This is a genomic window from Flavobacterium sp. FPG59 (assembly GCF_002150205.1).
Classification (GTDB): Bacteria; Bacteroidota; Bacteroidia; order Flavobacteriales; family Flavobacteriaceae; genus Flavobacterium.
This window is the reverse complement of sequence record NZ_MTCA01000407.1, coordinates 1-1,002: the sequence shown is the minus strand read 5'-3', so window position 1 is coordinate 1,002 and position 1,002 is coordinate 1. Positions and strand designations below refer to the sequence as shown.

Annotated in this window: 1 protein-coding gene; it reads left to right on the top strand. The window is 31.7% G+C overall.

Features of this window, described 5'->3' with window-relative positions:
* Window positions 1–180: 180 nt before the first annotated feature.
* Window positions 181–1,002: DUF808 domain-containing protein (locus tag FPG59_RS16330; RefSeq protein WP_086455561.1), on the top strand; the 822-nt coding region annotated here is incomplete at its 3' end.

The window sequence follows — 1,002 nt, the reverse complement described above, 5'->3', positions numbered from 1 at the left end:
GTACATGACTATAGATTCTGAAAAGCGTAAAAAGCAATTTTATAAGTGTAGAATACATACATTTTGACATTTTAAGAATTAAAGTTTGAATAAAAAGTTTTAGCTTCGCAAAACAAAAAACAGAAAGAAAATTTTCTACAATTTGTAATTCAATTTTTTAATAAACTTAAAAAAAATAAAATGGCATCAGGATTTTTCGCATTATTAGATGATATCGCAGCAATGATGGATGATGTAGCTGTAATGAGCAAAATAGCAGCAAAAAAAACAGCTGGGATTTTAGGTGATGACTTAGCAGTAAATGCTGAAAAAGCTTCCGGTTTCGTTTCCAATCGAGAATTACCTGTTTTATGGGCTATTTCTAAGGGTTCGTTGCTTAATAAAGTAATAATTCTCCCAATTGCATTTGTGCTCAGTTATTTTCTACCAACAGCTGTTACCATAATTTTGGTATTGGGTGGTTTGTACTTGGCTTATGAAGGAGCCGAAAAAATCTACGAATACTTTTTCCCTCACGAACATGCAAAAGTAGAGCTTACAACTACAGAATGGACCGAAGAGCAGATACTTTCATTTGAAAAAGAAAAAATTAAATCAGCTATCATTACTGATTTTATTTTATCGGTAGAAATTGTAATCATTGCACTTGGAACTGTTATTGGAAAACCTATCACTTCTCAAATCATGGTAGTATCAATTATAGCATTAATTGCCACAGTTGGAGTTTACGGAATCGTAGGTCTTATTGTGCGTATGGACGAAGCGGGTCTCAAGTTAATCAGCATGAGTAAAAATGAAAATAGTATAGGTGCAAAAATTGGTAATGTCCTAGTAAAAGCATTACCTGTAGTTATAAAGAGTTTATCAGTTATTGGTACCATTGCTTTATTATTAGTTGCAGGTGGAATATTTGTTCATGAAATCCCTTTTTTACATGGTCTATTTCCTCAAATTCCTTCTATCCTTACTGAATTTGTTATTGCTTTAATTATAGGTTTAATA